This window comes from Bacillus sp. MRMR6 (genome assembly GCF_001940785.1).
Lineage (GTDB): Bacteria > Bacillota > Bacilli > Bacillales > Cytobacillaceae > Neobacillus.
The window spans coordinates 22505-40529 of record NZ_MSLS01000020.1; the positions used below are offsets into that span (position 1 = coordinate 22505).

General features: G+C 37.6%; 17 protein-coding genes, 1 pseudogene and 1 riboswitch. Of the genes and pseudogenes, 11 read left to right on the top strand and 7 right to left on the bottom strand.

What is annotated here, in order from left to right; genetic code table 11:
• Positions 1-111 precede the first annotated feature (111 nt).
• The 4 genes from BTR25_RS17260 (at position 112) to BTR25_RS17275 (ending at position 5398) form a co-directional block, all read left to right on the top strand.
• Positions 112-1503 (top strand): VanZ family protein, encoded by a 1392-nt coding sequence (locus BTR25_RS17260; protein WP_075689288.1) that lies wholly within the window; start codon positions 112-114, stop codon positions 1501-1503.
• A gap of 526 nt (positions 1504-2029) precedes the next feature.
• Complete coding sequence (locus tag BTR25_RS17265) at positions 2030-3586, top strand: glycine betaine uptake BCCT transporter (RefSeq protein ID WP_075689289.1); 1557 nt, start codon at positions 2030-2032, stop codon at positions 3584-3586.
• Between the two features lie 144 nt (positions 3587-3730).
• On the top strand, positions 3731-4312 hold the full coding sequence (locus BTR25_RS17270; RefSeq protein WP_075689290.1) for a DUF4256 domain-containing protein: 582 nt from the start codon (positions 3731-3733) through the stop codon (positions 4310-4312).
• A 273-nt stretch (positions 4313-4585) separates the two neighbouring features.
• Positions 4586-5398 (top strand): YhcN/YlaJ family sporulation lipoprotein, encoded by an 813-nt coding sequence (locus tag BTR25_RS17275; RefSeq protein WP_075689291.1) that lies wholly within the window; start codon positions 4586-4588, stop codon positions 5396-5398.
• Positions 5399-5484: 86 nt separating this feature from the next.
• On the opposite strand, the gene BTR25_RS17280 is transcribed toward BTR25_RS17275, so the two are convergent.
• From BTR25_RS17280 to BTR25_RS17295, 4 genes are all read right to left on the bottom strand, one after another.
• Positions 5485-6189: an ABC transporter ATP-binding protein gene (locus tag BTR25_RS17280; RefSeq protein WP_075689292.1), complete on the bottom strand. Its 705-nt coding sequence runs from the start codon at positions 6187-6189 to the stop codon at positions 5485-5487.
• Positions 6186-6998, bottom strand: coding sequence for an ABC transporter permease (locus tag BTR25_RS17285; protein WP_075689293.1), 813 nt, complete (start codon positions 6996-6998; stop codon positions 6186-6188). The genes BTR25_RS17280 and BTR25_RS17285 overlap by 4 nt, the downstream gene beginning before the upstream one ends.
• Before the next feature lie 87 nt (positions 6999-7085).
• Positions 7086-7622 (bottom strand): nitrous oxide reductase accessory protein NosL, encoded by a 537-nt coding sequence (locus tag BTR25_RS17290; RefSeq protein ID WP_075689294.1) that lies wholly within the window; start codon positions 7620-7622, stop codon positions 7086-7088.
• On the bottom strand, positions 7619-8893 hold the full coding sequence (locus tag BTR25_RS17295; RefSeq protein ID WP_075689295.1) for a right-handed parallel beta-helix repeat-containing protein: 1275 nt from the start codon (positions 8891-8893) through the stop codon (positions 7619-7621). The genes BTR25_RS17290 and BTR25_RS17295 overlap by 4 nt, the downstream gene beginning before the upstream one ends.
• 188 nt (positions 8894-9081) lie before the next feature.
• Here BTR25_RS17295 and BTR25_RS17300 point away from each other — a divergent pair, with 188 nt between their 5' ends.
• Together BTR25_RS17300 and BTR25_RS17305 are read left to right on the top strand one after the other, a co-directional pair.
• Entirely contained in the window at positions 9082-9909 is an 828-nt protein-coding gene (locus BTR25_RS17300; protein WP_075689296.1) for a sensor histidine kinase, read from the top strand.
• Entirely contained in the window at positions 9910-10551 is a 642-nt protein-coding gene (locus BTR25_RS17305; RefSeq protein ID WP_075689297.1) for a response regulator, read from the top strand.
• A gap of 6 nt (positions 10552-10557) precedes the next feature.
• Here the strand turns inward: BTR25_RS17305 and BTR25_RS17310 are convergent, their stop codons facing one another.
• Positions 10558-11055 (bottom strand): hypothetical protein, encoded by a 498-nt coding sequence (locus tag BTR25_RS17310; RefSeq protein ID WP_075689298.1) that lies wholly within the window; start codon positions 11053-11055, stop codon positions 10558-10560.
• A 97-nt stretch (positions 11056-11152) separates the two neighbouring features.
• On the opposite strand from BTR25_RS17310, the gene BTR25_RS17315 reads away from it, so the two are divergent.
• Positions 11153-11737 carry a vWA domain-containing protein gene (locus BTR25_RS17315; protein WP_075689299.1) on the top strand — a complete coding sequence of 195 codons (585 nt, stop codon included), beginning with the start codon at positions 11153-11155 and terminating at the stop codon, positions 11735-11737.
• A gap of 145 nt (positions 11738-11882) precedes the next feature.
• Complete coding sequence (locus tag BTR25_RS17320) at positions 11883-12650, top strand: polysaccharide deacetylase family protein (RefSeq protein ID WP_254842743.1); 768 nt, start codon at positions 11883-11885, stop codon at positions 12648-12650.
• A gap of 41 nt (positions 12651-12691) precedes the next feature.
• On the opposite strand, the gene BTR25_RS17325 is transcribed toward BTR25_RS17320, so the two are convergent.
• Positions 12692-12985 (bottom strand): hypothetical protein, encoded by a 294-nt coding sequence (locus tag BTR25_RS17325; protein ID WP_075689301.1) that lies wholly within the window; start codon positions 12983-12985, stop codon positions 12692-12694.
• Between the two features lie 347 nt (positions 12986-13332).
• On the opposite strand from BTR25_RS17325, the gene BTR25_RS17330 reads away from it, so the two are divergent.
• Both BTR25_RS17330 and BTR25_RS17335 read left to right on the top strand, forming a co-directional pair.
• Positions 13333-14253, top strand: coding sequence for a DUF1002 domain-containing protein (locus BTR25_RS17330; protein ID WP_075689302.1), 921 nt, complete (start codon positions 13333-13335; stop codon positions 14251-14253).
• A gap of 69 nt (positions 14254-14322) precedes the next feature.
• Positions 14323-14544 (top strand): hypothetical protein, encoded by a 222-nt coding sequence (locus tag BTR25_RS17335; RefSeq protein WP_075689303.1) that lies wholly within the window; start codon positions 14323-14325, stop codon positions 14542-14544.
• Between the two features lie 81 nt (positions 14545-14625).
• Here BTR25_RS17335 and BTR25_RS17340 read toward each other — a convergent pair.
• Positions 14626-15765 (bottom strand): annotated as a pseudogene (locus BTR25_RS17340) (peptide MFS transporter); the annotation flags it as partial.
• Positions 15766-16040: 275 nt separating this feature from the next.
• Positions 16041-16224: riboswitch (Lysine riboswitch) on the top strand.
• Positions 16225-16383: 159 nt separating this feature from the next.
• On the opposite strand from BTR25_RS17340, the gene BTR25_RS17345 reads away from it, so the two are divergent.
• The gene (locus BTR25_RS17345; protein ID WP_075689304.1) at positions 16384-17958 is read left to right on the top strand and encodes a Na+/H+ antiporter NhaC family protein; all 1575 of its coding nucleotides are present in this window, start codon (positions 16384-16386) and stop codon (positions 17956-17958) included.
• The last annotated feature ends 67 nt before the right edge of the window (positions 17959-18025 follow it).

The window sequence follows — 18025 nt, forward strand, 5'->3', positions numbered from 1 at the left end:
ATAAAATGAATAATATTATTATGAGAAATGTTAGAAAACTCGTATCACTAGAATTAATGTGGTACTAGGTGAAAAAATGCTTATTCATGATTTTGAAGAGGGAGATAGAAAATGAGATTACAAGAAATAATTGGTATAGTTAGAGAATATTTTTTTCTCGCATTGATAGCAGTAATGGTTTTAGGGGTTATTTTCTTTATAGGGTATTTCCTTATTTATCGAAAACTCTTGAAGGGGAAAAAGAGACTTTCGAAGAAGCAATTACTTCTATCGGGTATGTTTACAGGCTATGTAATCATGGTTATAGGAGTTACCTTCTTGAATAGAGGTCCCAATTTTCAAGGTGGGATGAATTTATCTTTTTTTAGTTCATATCGTGAAGCTTGGCATAGCTTTAGCGTAAGACATTGGCAGTTCGTCATTTTAAATATATTTATGTTTGTACCATTAGGGATCCTTTTGCCGCTATTACACTCACGTTTTAAAAAAGCATTTTGGATCATCGGAGCAGCAGCATTATTTACCCTTACCATTGAAAGTGTCCAGTTAATGACCAAATACGGTAATTTTGTTGTAGATGATCTATTTAACAATCTACTAGGGGCAATCATTGGATATGGTGTCGTAATGGGCATCATCACAATAAAAGAAAAGGGAGTAAAGCACTCATTTTTGTACTTTTCACCTTTATTTCTAGTCGTTGTCCTATTTGGAAGCATGTTTACATACTACCATTTGAAGGAATTTGGGAATCTCTCCATCATGCCGACTTACAGGATTGATATGACACAAGCAACAACCACTGTGGATAACCAGCTTGATATTCATAGAACAACAGTCCCAGTATATAAAGCACCAAGCTATACAAATACTGCTGCAGATGAATTTGTAATGGCTTTTTTTGAAAAAAAGAATCTTGATCTATCGAAAATGGAGGTTATTGCCTATCAGAATGAAGGTGTTTATTGGATTCGTGATGAGATCTCTTATAATATATGGTTTCATTACTTGGATGGAAGTTACAGCTATACGGACTTTTCAAGTTATAACGAAGGTATAGAACCAAAAGATGTAGGTGAAGAAACCATCATAGATGGATTATTACAATTCGGAATCCATGTACCTCGAGGCTCACTGTTTCAAAAAGTTGATACTGGAAGCTATGAGTGGACTGTTGATAAAAAGGTAAGAGAAAATCAGCTTATAGATGGAGTTTTAAGAGTTGGTTATTTCAACGACGATACAGTGAAAATTATAGAAAATCATTTAATAACCTATGACAAGGTAAAGGATGTACAAATAAAAAGCGAACAAGAAGCGTATCAAGAAATTTCAAATGGGAAATTCCAATATGTCTCTGAAAATAAAAGAATAGAATCTTTACATATCCATAAAGTAGAAGTGAGCTACCATTTAGATTCCAAAGGCTACTACCAACCTGTTTATGCTTTTCTTAGTACAGTAAATGGAATGGAAACGACGATCTTAATTCCTGGTATTTAAACATCAATGCTTTTGAATTAGAATTTTATTTGTAAAGTGTTAAATAGCTTAAAATAAAATTTAAGTGTATTTTTGCTCCCTCGGATTAATGTTCGGGGGATTTTTTGACGAATATCGGTAATATAAAGGAGGATTCGAGAGTTATTATAAGAATATGCCTTGTTATCTCCTTTTACGAAGGAATAGCAGACGAGAGCCCTGATTAAGCTAGATTATCCTATTTGCTTGGTTTAGCCCCCTTTGATATAGTTTTACTATTCCCCTATTAACCTGTAAACAGATCCATACTAGATACCTCTGCTGTATTTAATCTATCTAATTTTTCATTAACCAAATAGAAGACAATGGTATTTTCTGAGATTTAGAATGTTGTATTTAGAGTAAATGCTTGAACGCAATTTTTAAGGGTTAAGTTTCATATTACTTCGTAAAAAATACTTTAATCATGTGGTTTTGCATTTTATATGTTCACCAATTGAAGTAAAACCCTCTGCGAATCTATCAAAGATGGGAGTTAAAATTTAATATGAAAAATGCTACAACTGTTTTTTATGTATCAATAGCCATATTGGCTGGGCTTGTTTCTATGGGTATCATGATGCCGGCATCGTTAGAAAATGTCACGAGTAGGGCACAAGGAGTTATCACGGATTCATTTGGATGGTATTACCTTATCCTTGTTTCGTTGTTTGTGTTTGTGTGCTTTTATTTATTGGTGAGTCCAGTTGGCCGGATTAAGCTCGGGAAACAGGAGGAAAAGCCTGAGTTTTCACGTCCAACCTGGCTTGCCATGCTTTTTAGTGCGGGTGTGGGGATTGGGTTAATGTTCTATGGAACATATGAACCCATTAGCCATTACATGATTAGTTCTCCTACTGGCCAAGAGGGAACAGATCAAGGTATTAAAGATGCGATGAGGTTTACTTTTTTCCATTATGGAATCCATGCATGGGCAATTTATGGTTCGGTTGCGATGGTTCTAGCTTATTTTACTTTTAGAAAAGGGGAACTAAGCTTAATTAGTCGAACTTTACGACCGCTGATTGGGAAACATTCGGATGGAGCAGTCGGGAAGGCGATTGATGTCATTGCGGTCATTTCTACAGTTATGGGGGTCGCTACCTCTTTAGGATTTGGGGCCATGCAGATTAATGGCGGTCTGACCTACCTGTTTGATGTACCTAGTACACAAACATCCCAGACGATCATCATTCTCGTTGTGACCGTCTTATTTATGATATCGGCTTTAACAGGGCTAAGCAAAGGGATTAAAATCCTAAGTAATGTGAATATGGGGCTTTCGGCTGTCCTCTTATTGATTGTTTTTATTCTTGGACCGACAATTTTCACCCTTAACTTATTTACAGATACGGTAGGGGCTTATATGCAAAACTTCATTAACATGAGTTTTCGGATTGCTCCACTAAATGAAGAGGGACGCAGCTGGATTAATGGCTGGACGATCTTTTATTGGGCATGGTGGATTGCATGGGCTCCATTTGTAGGGGTGTTTATTGCTAGAGTTTCAAAGGGCCGGACGATTCGTGAATTTGTTGTAGGTGTCTTACTCGTTCCGTCACTTATTGGATTCATTTGGTTTTCAACCTTTGGGAGTGCCGCCATTGTTACTGAATCTTCAGGGCTGCTATCGATTTCTTCATTAGCACCCGAGGAATCTCTTTTCGGCCTGTTAGAAGGATTTCCATTCGGCATGATGTTATCCCTTTTAGCCATTTTGATCATCGTTACGTTCTTTGTTACATCAGCAGACTCTGGTACGTTTGTTCTGGGTATGATGACAACGAATGGATCACAAAATCCAAGTGCATCGATTAAAGCTACTTGGGGAGTGTTTCTCTCAGTTACTGCACTCGCTCTCCTTTATTCTGGGGGCCTGCAAGCTCTTCAAAACACGATGATTATTGCAGCTCTTCCATTTTCAGTCATTATGGTGTTAATGGTTGTCAGCTTACTTAAATCTTTAAAGAAGGAAGCAAATGAGCTCGGATTTGGTCAGTTGCGAATGGATCGAATGAAAACGGTGGATAAAAAAAGGAAAGAGGAAGTTAAGAAAGCAATATAATGAACTTAAGCAATTAACAAGCAACGTTTCAACTACGGTTGGGACGTTGCTTGTTTGTATTTCCGTTTATTTGTTAAGATAATAGTTAAGAGATAATAACAAGTTTTAAACAATAGGACAAATAACAGTAAGGGGTAAAATACCATGACTAATAGTAATGAGATCGTCAATAAAAAGGAGTTAGCACTAGAACAACGTGAGGGATTACTCAGTGCATTGAAAGCCCGTTTTGAGAAAAATATGCACCGCCATAACGGTCTTGAATGGGCAAAAGTTCAAGAGAAGCTGGATGCAAATTCTGAAAAACTATGGTCGCTCTTTGAAATGGAAAGAACAGGCGGGGAACCGGATGTAATTGGTTATGACCAAGAAACGGGCGAATACATTTTCTATGATTGCTCAGTGGAAAGTCCTAAAGGCCGCAGAAGTGTTTGTTACGACCATGAAGCCCTAGAAGCAAGGAAAAAACATAAACCAGAAACCAGCGCGATGGAAATGGCAGCTTCGATGGGCATTGAACTTTTAACGGAGGAACAATACCGGGCATTGCAGAAACTTGATAAATTCGATATGAAAACGTCAAGTTGGGTGCAAACACCCTCTGATATTAGAAAACTCGGCGGTGCCCTTTTTTGTGATTGGCGATATGGGCATGTCTTCTTGTATCACAACGGTGCGGACTCCTATTATGGTGCCAGAGGGTTCCGTGGCTCGTTAAGGGTGTGAATTTTTTTTCCTCAGACTGATGGTTTGGGGAATTTTCACTTTTATTAGCGTAATATCCCTCAATGCCAAAAGTTGGGTTTTGTCCTAATGTTACATTGAAGGGATATTTAATTATAAAATTTATCTGGCAAGTTTTTATTCCTCCTATTAAAGATTGTTCTACATAGTATACCCAATCGGTTTGCTAATTTCCTTTTTATTTAAGGTCAGAACTTACATAGTTCCATTTAAATTAGCCACTATATAACTAGTTAGACAAAAAGGAGTGAAAAAATGAAAAAGAGTTGGACGATTTTAAGTTCTGCAGCAGTATTATCTTTGTGTCTTGCAGGTTGTGGCGGCGATAATCAAGCCGGTGGGCAAAATCGTGAAAATGGTAATAACAACACCATAGGTCAGAATGTACGCAATAATCAAGTTGGAACGAGAAATGTGAACAATAACCGTAACGCGATGAATGATCGTACACTTAGAGTTGCGGACCAAGCTGAGCAGCAGGTGGAGAAGATGGCAGAAGTAGATGAGGCCCATGTGATAATCGCCAATAATAATGCTTATGTTGCGGTTAGAATGGCAAATAACAACAATAACAACAATAATGCTAATAACAACAATGCTAACACAAATCCTACCAACACCAATACTGCCGGAAACAACGGGTTTGTTAATCAGGATGGCAGAAGCGGGACTATCCAAGATGGTATGATCGATGGACAAGGTGATGCGGGAACAAATCGCCGAAATACAGGAATGGGAACCAATGGTAATAATGCACGTAACAACAACAATAACAATAACTTTATCGGTACTGAAAGAACAAATCGCAATAATGGCACACAAGGAAATAATGAAGTAGGAACTGCTCCAAGGACAGTCCATTATACAGAGGTATCTAATGCTTTCGGGCAAAAAATAGCTGACCAGGTACGACAAGCTGATAATAAAATCCACAAAGTGTATATTTCAGTAAATCCTGATTTATATACTAGAATGAATACTTATGCGGAAGATATCAGAACAGACAGAAATAGACCAGGCTTATTTGAAGATTTTACGAACACAGTCAATGATTTCTTTGGAAGATAAGTACCACTAGGAATTCAAGTAATCTAATCATGGACTTCAGAAATTACCAGTGCCAGACACCTATTCGGTGCCTGGCACTGATTTGTTTAAACATTTGCTTGTCGATGGAGTTTCAGCAATTTCATCGTGGTCTCGGATACTTCGGCTTCATTTTTAATGGTCTGAATGACTTTTCCTTGTTCCATGAACAGGATCATGTCGCCAGTCTCAGCCGCTACATCCATCATATGGGTAGAGAAAACAATAATAGTTCCCTGTTCCTTGAGTTGATTTAGAATTTCTACGAATCGATTTACCCAGTAAGGATCGAGGCCATTCGTCGGCTCATCAAGCAATAAAACCGTGGGTTTGGCTAAAATCGATTGACCAAATAAAAGTCGTTGCCTCATGCCCTTGGACAAATTTTTGACTAACTCTCGTTTCTTATCCTTAAGGGCGATTATTTCCATTACTTCGTTTATCCTGTCTTTCTTTACCTTCCTTAAAGAGCCATAAAAACTCAGGAATTCCTCTACTGTCATCATTTCCTGTGCATGAAAATCATCTGGCATAAAACCAATCTCTCTTAAATAGTTCTCGCGATTATATTTCAGCACTTTCCCATTAATAGAAGCTGTCCCACTTGATGGATATAGAATGCCGGCAATGATTTGAAGTAATGTACTTTTTCCAGCACCATTTCCACCGCATAATACCAAACACTTTCCTTCTGCTACATCAAAAGAACATGGATATAGTGCAGTCTTTTGCTTATAATCCCTTGAGACATTCTCCACTTTCAACCCTGTCATCGCCTTTTCCTCCATTCCAACATGCATACGGAAACCAATAACATTAAGGTCAAGAATCCAATGAAATATAAAATATTTACTAATACTCCTGACGATGAGCCTAAGAATGTCATAAGCGAATCATATGCCTGTCCAAAAACGGCTCCTCCATCTAGTGAAATGACAAATGATACCCGAAGGAATTCAGCTGGATTGGCAAATAAACCAAATTTCATCAATGGAAAGATCCAAGGGTAGGGCACTAAACCTAAGACACTAATTAATGCCGTCGGCCAGATTAAGATGAGAAAAAACCAAATCATGACTGAAATCGATAATGCCTGCCACCTTGTTGAGGTACTGCACCCTACTGTTATCCCAAAAACGAGAAAGAAAAAAATCAGACTAATAGAGAAAAAGTAAATGGATAAAAGCCATTCACCCGAAAAACTATTTCCCATTAACAAGCCTATACTTAAGCTAATTCCATAACTAAACGTGAATACAATGAATTGTGCTGTAAATTGGCCGCCTATTTTCCCAATTATGTACGCTAGTGAAAATAAGGGATAAGTGGTTAACAACCGCCATTGACCATTTTCCATTTCATTCGTAATGGAGAAAGAACCGATGATTAACATAAATAGCGGAATAATATATAATGCAATATTAACTACTGTCCCAGTCAAATTTGTATAACCTGTTAACGAAGGGGCGCTTGCTTGCAATAAAAATAACAGGGACAAAACAGCAATCCATAAAAGTAAAAAAGAGTAATAGGATCGTTGTCGTACCGTCACACGCAGCTCATAGCGCCAAATATTCCACATCTTCATTCCTCTTTTCAAAAATTCTTGTTTACAAAATAACAGTAAAGTGAGTGAGGACCAGTCCATAATGGAACCGGTCCTCATTTTTTAATGAGACTCATCACTTTCTTCTTCATCAGTATGAGAATGTGAGTGGTTCTCTTTATTATGTCCCTTCATCATGTCCCGATTTTGTTCCCAGCTGTGTTCAGCTAGCTCGGCTGCTGTCATTAGTGTACTACCTTTGTTTTCTGAAGCAAACTCTTCTGCTGCTGCTTTATCTTTAAATGAGATAACATTATAGGCCATAGGTGTTTTAATTGACTGGTTATAGAGATAGGTAGCATCATCAACTAAAACCCACTCTTTATTATGGTAATCACGGACAAACTGAGCCTTAATTTCTTCATTCTCATTTGTATGAATCCATTCATACATGCAGCCTACATCGTCAAAAACCATCGATTTACCGTTTCCTAGTACAATCTGGGTCGCATATTGATTATTAACTACAGCCATATTACATACTTCACAGGTGTCTGTTGCTTCATTAATAGCGACAGGCTGTACCTCATTGTTACCACATGCCGCAAGAATTAAAACAAACCCTATCATTCCAACTAAATTTAATAGTCTTTTCTTCATCTTATTTTCCTCCCAAGTATAAATAAACTTAAACTAGCTAGTATCATTACTCCACTGATGATCCATAAAACAAACTTTGAGGATGTTTCCTTTTCGACTACTAATGTCATGTTCATTGATGGGGTTAAATCTGTTAACAGCTGTTCTGGCGGGCTTTTCAGCATATTTTGCAGCAGGATCAATCCAGGTGCTTGGAAAAATAATTGGTATTCCGGAACATTAGCGGTCAAGGTAAGGAAATACGGATCAGCTGTGAAGATGATTTCACTTGTACCATTTCCATCGACATCAACCTTGCTAGCAGCATCCCAATAGTTCCCCTCCATGTGATTGTTCGAGCTTGCAATTGCCTGTGCATCATTAACATTTCCAACGAAGGTATTGCTCAAGATTTTATTGTCAGTAGCTTTTTTAAACTGTACACCGATAAAATTATCAACGACTTTATTAGTGTGGATAAGGTTATGATCAGCATCTTCGATAAAAATACCTACCCGATTGGCATTAAACTCATTTTCAGTTACGACGGTTTCTGAAGCTGAATAAATTAATAAACCTTGTGAATTTACATTATCGCTATTTGCGTAAAAAGAGTTATTAGTAACAGATGTCCGTACTGATTCCATCAACATTGTTCCTGTTATGTTGGACCTAGACACATTATGACTAAGGACATTGTCATTTGAAAACATTAGATGCATACCATAACGAGAATTTTGGATGTCATTACGATTGATAATATTCTCATGACTTTTCTCTAAGTAGATTCCGTCAGATACATTAACGATGATAAGGTCTTTGAACTGATTGCGGTTGGAGCTCCATAAATCAATACCATTTCCGCGTTTTTTTCCAATAATCTTACTGTTGCGGACTACCACATCATTTGCATGATCGAGTCTAATACCAAAACGCTTAGTCACAATATTCAGTTCCTCAAGGTCATGGTTGGAACCAGTAACAAAGAGGGCCGTGTCTTCTAGTTGATCTCCACAATGTTCTATTGTTATATTTCTCAAGTTAACAGCTTCACCAGTGATCGACACGACAGGGCCGGCTTCACATGAACGAAGAATTACTTCACCCTTTCCTTCTAAGGTTATAGGCTTAGATATGGTTATGGCTTCCTCATACCTACCTTCAACTATTTCAATAACCGCCCCATTTGAAGCTAAATCTATTTTAGATTGTAAAGTGCTTGCTGCTTCTGTTATAGGCGGCATGAAGAATAATAGTAAGAGGAGAAATAGTATGTAATTCAAAATTTTCATTGTCTTACAATCCCCATCCTTATAGCATTATCGGACCGTTTTCTAGAACTAGTCATCCTAAACATTATAGACTTAATGAAAATATTTAGTAATAACCCCAAAGAGTGATTTTAGCTGATAAAAGTTAAAAAGATTCGAATAGATGTTAAAATATAGATACATTTTACATATAGGAAAAAGGTGAAGGTTTGAAGTATACACAAATAAAATGGCTCATTTTAATTCTGCCCACTGTTACGATTGCCTTATGGGAATATATCCGTCACGAATTTCTCCTCTCCTATATCTCAATGGAGATGGGAAATGTTCTAGCTCCTTTATTAGTATTTATCGTTACCCTTGTCTTTTTAAGGCATTTATTTTCAATTTTAGAAAGAATTCAACAAGAGTTAAGATGGGAAAAAACTAAGCAAGCGGCACTTATTGAGCGAGAAAAGTTAGCAAGAGAGCTTCATGATGGAATTGCACAATCACTTTTTCTCTTATCTGTCAAAATGAATAAGTTTGGCAGAAAGAACCATCTAGAACAGGAACAGGATTTTCAAAAAATGATGCAAACGTTACAGCATGTTCATGAGGACACACGTCAAGCGATTACCAACTTAAAATACATACCGAATGAGAATAGATTCAGTTGGATAGAAACGATCTATCAGTATGTAGCGGAACTAAAGAATCAGCATTTGGTGGATGTTCATTTAGCATGGGGAATTCAAGAAGATACATTATCTACGAAAGAAAAGGTTGAGTTGTTTGCCTGTATAAAAGAAGCCGTAATGAATGTCATTAAACATGCAAAAACAAACCAAATTTGGATCATTTCAAAAGAATTGAACAATGGTTGGAGTTGTCAAATTAAAGACCAAGGGGTAGGATTCACGAGTGAAACGCTTCAATCTAGTAAAGGCTATGGGCTTCAAATCATTAAAGATAGAGCAAAGGATATGGAATGGGGATTTTCTTGGAAGAGAAACGACCATGAAACGATCATTGAAATAAAGAAGGAGAGCAAATAGATGCAGCCGTTTCGGATACTCATAGTTGATGATCACTCTCACGCAAGAGAAGGAATTCGAGAAATCTTAGAAGAATATGAAGAATTTCTTATTGTAGGTGAAGGGAAGAATGGAGAGGAAGCAATCAAGCTTACCGAGGAATTAATGCCTGACATAATTTTAATGGATATTCAAATGCCGGTAATGGATGGACTAGAAGCAACTAAAAGGATCAAGCTCAAATTTCCTTACGTGAAAATTGTAATGATTACTGTATCGGATGATATCAGAGATTTGTTTGATGCCTTAAAAAAAGGGGCTCAAGGCTATTTATTAAAAAACATACAATCAGAAGCGTGGCGTGAGCATTTAAGGGCATTCGCCTTAGATGAAGTCCCTATGTCCAAAGAAATTGCTTTTCAAATTTTAAAGGAATTCCCTCAAACTAAGGCAATCACAAAAGAGAAAGCACCTTTGTCGACTCGAGAACTAGAAGTGCTGCAATTAGTGGCAAAGGGTTTGTCCAATAGAGACATATCAGAGGCTCTTTTTATATCAGAACACACGGTCAAAAGTCATCTGAAAAATATATTAAGTAAACTACATTTAGATAATCGTGTTCAATTAACCAGTTACGCCTTTCGACAAGGCTTAATGAAGTAGCTTCCCTTATTCATTAACTCCATTAAGGGGCTTTAAACTAAAGTAATCCAGTGCTTCATTCACTTGATAAAGATTGTAAATCCCTTTCTCTAAACAAAACTGGATCACTAAATCAAATGTTTCACTGTCTGATAATGAGTAACCTGCAGAACTTAGCAGGTTATCAAATTCAAGCTCTTCTAATTCCAAGGCTAGACCTAGGGCAACCACTGTAGTTTTTCCAGGACGATAACCAGGATTAGAGCGTATCTTTGAGAAAAGTCTGCGATCTAATCCCGCTTTTTTATAAATATCGGAGTCGTTTGATCCCAATTTATCAATATAGCTAAACAAAACCTTGTTAAAGGTTGGCTGCCGTTTGCTTTTAATAAATTCCTCTAACTCAAAATGCTGAGCAATGGATTTTTCTTGACTGGCCATGCTCTCACTCAGGTTAAAAACAATTAAAGTAAGATGACATTTAACATATTCCTTCAATTCTAGTAAAAGCTTTTTATCAAGCATAATATCTGCCTCCAAAATGTCGCTTCACAGGCGACCAAATACTGGATGTTCTCAAGTATTATCATATCATAACTACTATATTGAAGGGATGATTGTGATGAATGAAAATATGACAGAGATTATTTTTTTGCTTGATAGAAGCGGCTCAATGGGAGGACTTGAGAGTGATACGATTGGAGGGTTTAACGGTTTTATTGACAGGCAACGACAGTTAGAAGGAAAAACAATTGTTACCGCTGTGCTGTTTGATGATGACTATGAAATATTGTGGAATGGTATTGATGCTGCTAGTGCTAGACTAACGAGCGAGGATTATTTTGTAAGAGGTTGTACAGCTTTATTGGATGCTGTTGGAAGGACGATCATGGATGTTGGCAGCAGGTTATCAAGAACAAGAGAGGAAGAACGTCCTGGAAAGGTGATTTTCGTGATTACCACGGATGGGATGGAGAACGCCAGCAAGGAATTTACTTATAAAAAAGTAAAAGAATTGATCAAACATCAGCAAGAGAACTATAACTGGGAGTTTCTCTTTCTTGGAGCTAATATTGATTCTGCTAAAGAAGCAGACAGTATCGGGATTGATAGAAATAATTCCTATTCATTTGAAGCAACCAACGCCGGCGTTGAGGAAATGTACTTCAAGCTGAGTGAAACAGTTTCAAATAAAAGAAGAAAATGAAAATTGACTCGTCCTGTTAGGGGCGGGTTTTTTATTTTTTAAAGAGAATAAAAGAATTCTTTTTATGGAAAATAACATTGTATATGGAAGAAATGGAGATGACAGAATGAGAAGTGCGGTTTTTAAACTAATGATCCCTGTAACGATGTTCATGTTATTTGTAACATTAGGCTGCCTGCCAGTCAATGCCCAGAATGAAAAACCACCAAACCTGCAGGGCGGGCCCGAAAATAAGGAACGCGTTCGTTATCCAGTTTCAAATGTAATTCTACAGCAAAGATATCCAGAAACCATTGTTTTAAGAGGTCCGCAAACGGGGAATGCGGTAGCGCTGACATTTGATGATGGACCAGATCCTCGTTTTACTTCACAAGTCCTAGATATCTTAAAAGAGAATAACATCAAGGCGACATTTTTCCTAATGGGGTCACGTGCAAAGGCATATCCAGATCTTGTAAAGCGGATCATTAATGAGGGCCATATTGTGGGAAATCACACCTATTGGCATCCCAATCTTGTTAAGCAAGGAGATATTGCTACACTAAAAACAGAGGTGTCGAGTACGGAAGACGAGTTAGCTAATTTGATTGGGTATCGAACAAAGCTGTTTCGAGCTCCATATGGATTTTTATATAATGAGTTAGTCGAAAAATTAAGGGATATGAATTATACCGTTGCAGGCTGGTCAGTTGATTCACTAGACTGGCAAGAATCACCCCCAGAACAAATCACCTACAATGTGGTTAGTAATATCCATCCAGGTGCAGTGATTCTAATGCATGATGGTGCTGCGTGGGATGAGGATCGGACCAATACGATTAAATCCCTCCGTCAAATTATCCCAGCCCTGAAAGAGCAAGGGATGAAATTTGAGACTTTACCACAATTATTAAATATTCCTTATAAGAAATAAAAGCTGGGGCCTTTCTTTATGTAGAAAAGGCCCCTTTTACTTTATATATTGTTAAAATAAACGGATAGAGCATTTGAGATATCTTGATCTTGACCATTTGTTTCAATTTTGTAATGGTCTCCATCCAACGTGGTGGAAAAGTCATTGATCTCTTGATTTCGTAAAAAATCATCTATGTCGGAAAGGTGTTCCCCCTGAGTCTTAAGGGTTTTATGTCCTACTAACTTGTCGTTGACATAAACTTCGTACTTGTCTTCGGTTAATTTAACATTACTATTTTCATCAAGATTAACTAAAAAAGGGAAATTTCCATGGGGACTATTATTAACAGTCAAATGATTACCTCCAATCAAATTTTATCCCGCATTAACGGGCAGTAAGACCCCCACTCCCAAGGTTATGAGTGAAGACGAGAAATCTTAGGTGGGGGATAACTGCCCGTAAATGCCCGATAAGTTCAACTAACCATCAGTGGGGGATGAAGAAAACCTCCACTGATGGAAGTTTCACTATATATTATTACCATTTCCTTAAATGATCTGTTTATGAAGACATTTTGATTTGTATCATCCTTTTTTAATATTTGGTAAAATCATAAGAGCTAAGTATTTTGAAACTAAATGAGTATTTTTAACGTTATATTATTTATGAGCTTTACAATGAAAAATAAGGAGAGTATAGGATGAAACTAAAACTGTTTATCAAAATTACTGCAATAATAGCACTATTTTCACTCGGTTTCTTTACTGATAGAGGCGGATGGGTGATGGCTGCTGACAACGACGAGGAGAGCATTAATGAAAAGTATGGTTTACCAGTTGTTGTTTATGGGGCAGCCCTTTCCGAGGCTCAGAAAGAAAAGGTAAGAGAACTTTTAAATGTAAAAGATCTTAGCAAGGTGAAGGAAATTACCGTAACTGGAGATGACCTTGTTACTTATATTAAGGGTGACAAGCATTCCAATATGTATTCCTCAGCGAAAATCACGAGAAAAGATACTGGTGAGGGATTAGTGATTAATCAGGTAACACCTGAGAATATTACAGAGGTAACGGATGAAATGTATGCGAATGCTTTGTTAACTGCGGGAGTCCAGGATGCGGTTGTAGATGTTGCTTCTCCGGTAAAGGTAAGTGGACACTCTGCCCTAGTCGGTATTTATAAGGCATATGATGCAGGGGAAGGCGCTGGGTTAAACAAAGAACGTACAGAGGTTGCCAATGAAGAATTAAACTTGGCTACTGATTTAGCTAAGAAAGAAGGACTTGACCAGGATAAGGTTAGTGAATTGTTGACTGAGATTAAGAAAGAAATTGCAGAGCAAAACCCCGCAACGAAAGAGGAAATACAAAAAATAATTGATGAAAAGCTACAATCGTTAAATATTAACTTAAGTGCAGAAGACCGCCAGCTGTTAATTGACTTGTTTGAAAAAATGCGCAGCCTAAATATTAACTTTGATAATGTCAAATCCCAGCTTGAAACCCTTTCGCAAGACATACAGCAGCGAATTAAAGAAACCATTGGAGACGAAGGTTTCCTTCAAAAAGTAGCTGACTTCTTTAAACAATTAATTGACAGCATAAAAAGTATATTTGCTTAATATCCATTAACTAGTTGTAATATTGGGGATGGAATAGAGAATTCTAATATAAAAAGGAGGTCCATCCCCATGAAGATGTTTAAAGGTGAAAAGGGTGAAGAAAAAGAGATCCTTGAGGATGTTCTTAAAAATTCCATTGAAATAGAAGAAGATTTAATGCGGACCTATCTGATTACCGCGGAAAGAATTCATGATGATGATGAACTGAAGGACCGCTTAGAGAATTTTGCTGAAGGAAATGCTAAAAGAACGAAACAGCTTATTGATGAGTTGAATGATCTTAAACAATAATAAAAAAGGTACCAGAAGATTAATCTCTGGTACCTTTTTTAGCGAACTTATCTGATGCCTTTCATTAACCCCTGAATTTTCGGAGCTACCAGCGAACAATAATGCCAGTGAGAACTTTTGAGGTACCGTTGGTTGACGCCTGCCTAGTTTAACCCACATCCAAGCAAAAACAGGTGCAAAGACGATAATGAATAAAGGGTTTAACGATTGAAACCAGGCTGGTGAAATATGAATTCCAGCAATGTCTAATTGTGTCCGCTTATCCGCATAGCTCGCGAGGATCGTTGAGCCTTGTTCTTGAATGGACCAGAACATAACAGATGCTATGAAGAGTGGGATATACGCAATAATTCTAGAACGTTCCACAGCAGTTGTTTTTGGACTGCGATACATAACCACGAAATAAATAGTAGGAATTAAAATACCGAGTATTGTTACAATATTAATGAAGCTTGAGAACGTTAAGAGTCCCATTGGGATTAGGATAGCAGATAAAGCTACTAACCCTGCTAGGCCTAAACCAATAAAGGTGTACGTTTTTTTCTTTTCATCCTTTGATAATGGGTTTGGAATAGTAGTTCCAGCCAGGCCAAGGTTTGTCTTCTTTGTGACAACAAACATAACAAGACCTAGGAACATACCGACCGCGGCAATACCAAAGCCTAAGTGAAAGCTATAATTCATCACGCTACCCACAATTAAGGGTGCCAAAAATGCCCCCATATTAATTCCCATGTAGAAAATGGTAAAACCTGCATCTCGACGTTCGTCTTTCTCACTGTACATTTCACCAACAATGGTAGAAACGTTTGGCTTCAGAAGACCTGTACCGAGAACGATTAAGACCATGGAGACAAAGAACATGGCTATGCTGCCTGGTACAGCAAGAACTAAATGTCCGAGCATGATTAGTATTCCACCGTAAAACACGGCTTTTGAAGTACCGAATAATCTGTCAGCCATCCATCCTCCAATCACACCGGACATGTAAACAAGAGAACCGTATATGGACATTATGGAAAGTGCTAAGTTTTCATCCAGCCCTAATCCGCCTTTTGAAACCTCATAATACATATAATAAACAAGGATTGCTCTCATACCATAGTATGAGAAACGCTCCCAGAATTCTGTGAAGAAAAGTGTGAATAATCCCTTTGGATGTCCGAAAAAACCTGTTTGAGGAACACTATCCACAATTTTCTGCCTATTAAAGTTTGACATACTTACTACCTCCTTAATTACTATACTATAATACTTTTCTTCGTTTTGGCATGTCAAAAACTTTTTTTGGAAATCGAAGTATTTATTTGAAATACAATATTAAATCAGTAAGTTTATCGTTTTTAAAGCGAAATTGAAAGTTTTTTCGAAATAATGTATAAATTAAGTATGACAGAAATTAGCTCAATTGGAAAAATGCTATTCCACTAAAATATTGTCAATTAATTATTTTCTTGCTATATTAATAGAGAAAATTAAATATTACCTTATCATTCCGGTGGGGTAGAGGCGCGGTATTTAAGAGTAGGCTGTGTGAGGATGACAACGAAGATCACAGATGAAAGGGAATACTGCCGAAGCAAATAAACTTGTCGATCGTTTATTGTGCTGGGGTTACTCTGAATAAGAGTAAAACTGTCATTTTGAGGGATACCTTCATAATGAGGAGCTACAGATCGTGATGGAGAAACTTGTTGCTTATTTAGAGCAGCGATAGACTTTCTCTATTGCTGCTCTTTTTTGTATTCATTTTTGCAGTTGATCGTAAACAATGAATAGTAAAGAGTTACTCTTTTCATGTCAGGTTCCCCCCTCGAAAATTAGGAGGAGGACAAAGGAATGGAAAACACAATTTACTCATTAATACCGCCAGTTCTTGCTATTTTAATGGTTGTATTAACAAGAAGGGTACTGCTGTCGCTGGCTGCAGGTATCCTAGCATCAGCTCTATTGTTAGCGGAATTTAATATCGCTAAGACGTTTACGATTGTATGGGATGCTGCAAAAGGAATTTTCGTATCAGATGGTGAGTTAAATACTTATAATTTGTATATCATTTTATTCCTGCTTATGTTAGGTGTCATTACTGCGTTTATTTCGATTTCAGGCGGAAGCAGAGCCTTTGGTGAGTGGGCGATGAAGCGTGTTAAAACACGTACGGGCGCTCAGCTAGTTGGTGCAGTTCTAGGTATTATTATTTTTATTGATGATTATTTTAATGCGCTTGCAGTTGGACAAATTGCCCGCCCAATTACAGATAGGCAAAAGGTTTCTAGAGCCAAGCTAGCCTATATTATTGATTCTACTTCAGCACCTGTGTGTGTAGTGTCTCCTGTTTCTAGTTGGGGAGCATACATTATTGCTTTAATTGGAACAATTCTTACAGCTCATGGTGTAAAAGAATACAGTGCTTTTTCAGCCTTTATGCAAATGGTACCGATGAATTTCTATGTGTGGGCTGCACTAGGGATGGTCCTCATTGTTGCCTTTGGTAAATTTGATATCGGTGCAATGAAAATGCATGAAGATAAAGCTATGAATAAAGGGGAACTGTATAACCCTAGTAAACCTGTTCCTGGTGAATTGAAGGAGGACCTTCCAACTAGCACAACAGGATCAGTCGCAGATCTTATTGCGCCAATAGCAGCACTCGTGGTTGGAACCGTTGGGGCAATGTTATGGACGGGATCCCAAGCTGTTGAAGGAAATGCTTCGATACTTCAGATTTTTGAAAATACCGATGTAACAAAATCACTGGTTATTGGTGGACTGTTAGGATTACTTGTAACATTAGGTATGTTCTTTAGACAAGCTGTGGTACTGCACGGTGTAAATACAAATGTCGTTGGCAAAGGAATTGTAGAGGGAGCGAAATCTATGCTTCCAGCAATTTATATTTTAATTTTTGCTTGGGCTATTGTGGACTTGATTGGAAGACTTGAAACTGGAACATATTTAGCTGGAATAGTTGAAACTTCAAATCTTAATATTGCATTCCTTCCAGTTATTCTATTTCTCATTGCTGGTATTATGGCCTTCTCAACTGGTACCTCATGGGGATCTTTCGGTATATTGCTTCCAATTGCTGGGGAAATTGCAGCATCAACTGATATATCTATGATCCTACCTGCTTTAGCAGCAGTCCTTGCTGGTGCAGTATTTGGTGATCATTGTTCACCAATCTCTGACACGACCATTCTTTCGTCGACAGGTGCAGGGTCAAATCACATTGACCATGTCGTGACTCAATTACCATATGCGCTAATTGGTGCTTGTATCGCCGTTATTGGCTATCTTATTCTCGGATTCACTGGCAGCACATTAGCTGGATTAGCGGTTGTCGTTGGAATTCTGTTTGCCATTTTAATCTGGACTAGAACACGTAGGGTGAATACTCACGTTAAAAACGTCTAAAATGAATAAATAAGAGTAGAAAAGCTGTCCGCATGAAACGGACAGCTTTTCTTTCATGTATATATCC

Excerpts from the sequence above, each read along its gene's own strand:
- BTR25_RS17260 (WP_075689288.1), top strand. The coding sequence starts at position 112 with ATGAGATTACAAGAAATAATTGGTATAGTTAGAGAATATTTTTTTCTC.
- BTR25_RS17265 (WP_075689289.1), top strand. The coding sequence starts at position 2,030 with ATGAAAAATGCTACAACTGTTTTTTATGTATCAATAGCCATATTGGCT.
- BTR25_RS17270 (WP_075689290.1), top strand. The coding sequence starts at position 3,731 with ATGACTAATAGTAATGAGATCGTCAATAAAAAGGAGTTAGCACTAGAA.
- BTR25_RS17275 (WP_075689291.1), top strand. The coding sequence starts at position 4,586 with ATGAAAAAGAGTTGGACGATTTTAAGTTCTGCAGCAGTATTATCTTTG.
- BTR25_RS17280 (WP_075689292.1), bottom strand. The coding sequence starts at position 6,189 with ATGACAGGGTTGAAAGTGGAGAATGTCTCAAGGGATTATAAGCAAAAG.
- BTR25_RS17285 (WP_075689293.1), bottom strand. The coding sequence starts at position 6,998 with ATGTGGAATATTTGGCGCTATGAGCTGCGTGTGACGGTACGACAACGA.
- BTR25_RS17290 (WP_075689294.1), bottom strand. The coding sequence starts at position 7,622 with ATGAAGAAAAGACTATTAAATTTAGTTGGAATGATAGGGTTTGTTTTA.
- BTR25_RS17295 (WP_075689295.1), bottom strand. The coding sequence starts at position 8,893 with ATGAAAATTTTGAATTACATACTATTTCTCCTCTTACTATTATTCTTC.
- BTR25_RS17305 (WP_075689297.1), top strand. The coding sequence starts at position 9,910 with ATGCAGCCGTTTCGGATACTCATAGTTGATGATCACTCTCACGCAAGA.
- BTR25_RS17310 (WP_075689298.1), bottom strand. The coding sequence starts at position 11,055 with ATGCTTGATAAAAAGCTTTTACTAGAATTGAAGGAATATGTTAAATGT.
- BTR25_RS17315 (WP_075689299.1), top strand. The coding sequence starts at position 11,153 with ATGAATGAAAATATGACAGAGATTATTTTTTTGCTTGATAGAAGCGGC.
- BTR25_RS17320 (WP_254842743.1), top strand. The coding sequence starts at position 11,883 with ATGTTCATGTTATTTGTAACATTAGGCTGCCTGCCAGTCAATGCCCAG.
- BTR25_RS17330 (WP_075689302.1), top strand. The coding sequence starts at position 13,333 with ATGAAACTAAAACTGTTTATCAAAATTACTGCAATAATAGCACTATTT.
- BTR25_RS17335 (WP_075689303.1), top strand. The coding sequence starts at position 14,323 with ATGAAGATGTTTAAAGGTGAAAAGGGTGAAGAAAAAGAGATCCTTGAG.
- BTR25_RS17345 (WP_075689304.1), top strand. The coding sequence starts at position 16,384 with ATGGAAAACACAATTTACTCATTAATACCGCCAGTTCTTGCTATTTTA.